The organism is Maccoyibacter intestinihominis (genome assembly GCF_040096355.1).
GTDB classification, from domain to species: domain Bacteria; phylum Bacillota; class Clostridia; order Lachnospirales; family Lachnospiraceae; genus Maccoyibacter; species Maccoyibacter intestinihominis.
The window spans coordinates 1-813 of sequence record NZ_JBBMEX010000038.1 but is presented as its reverse complement, the minus strand read 5'-3'; the positions used below and the strand labels follow the sequence as shown (position 1 = coordinate 813).

The following is an 813-nucleotide window of genomic DNA, read 5'->3' as shown; positions in this document are numbered from 1 at the left end:
TCGGCTCTCAGTGCCAAGGCATCCGCCCTGTGCTCTTTCTTGCTTGACCTTCGATATATAGCGTTATATCGTTTCTTAATTATTACTGTATGGTTTCCCATACGGTTCTCGGTTTGTTTCTCGGATGTCTGATTTCTTTGAAAATCTTTTCTTAAAATCATTCTCTGTATGAAGTTTTCAAGGTACTGTTATGAGCACTTAGATGGTAACAAGTGTAACGCCGTTAGCATCTTTGTACTCGATGGAGACGGAGAGATTCGAACTCTTGACCCCCTGCTTGCAAGGCAGGTGCTCTCCCAACTGAGCTACGCCCCCATAAATCTGGCAGCCACCTGCTTTCCCATGCCGTCTCCAGCATAGTATCCTCGGCCGCTTAAGTCTTAACCATCGTGTTCGGGATGTGGACGGGTGTGACCCTTAAGCGCATCGCCACCAAAATTCTTTATTAAGTTATTGAGTTGTTTCTTAATAACTCAACAGTGAAATAGCTCTCTACTCGATTTCCTTAGAAAGGAGGTGATCCAGCCGCACCTTCCGATACGGCTACCTTGTTACGACTTCACCCCAGTTATCGAATCTGCCTTCGACGGCTCCTCCCCCCTGCTAAGCACGATCCAAACCTCCGCGACTTTTCACTGCGTTTTCACGCCGTGATGTATTCTCCACTCCATGGCGTATTCTTTTTTCGAATACACCAGAGCTTCGCTCTGCTGTCACGCGGCTCATGCTTACCAGGGGTTAGGTCACCGGCTTCGGGCATTCCCGACTCCCATGGTGTGACGGGCGGTGTGTACAAGACCCGGGAACGTATTC

The 813-nt window shown here is 48.7% G+C and carries 1 tRNA gene and 2 rRNA genes; all 3 read right to left on the bottom strand.

From position 1 onward, the window contains the following. Positions 1-242: 242 nt before the first annotated feature. A tRNA-Ala gene (locus WMO43_RS14110) sits at positions 243-315 on the bottom strand. A 4-nt stretch (positions 316-319) separates the two neighbouring features. Continuing rightward, positions 320-437 (bottom strand): 5S ribosomal RNA (rrf, locus tag WMO43_RS14105). 72 nt (positions 438-509) lie between these two features. Further along, a 16S ribosomal RNA gene (locus tag WMO43_RS14100) occupies positions 510-813 on the bottom strand; the annotation flags it as partial.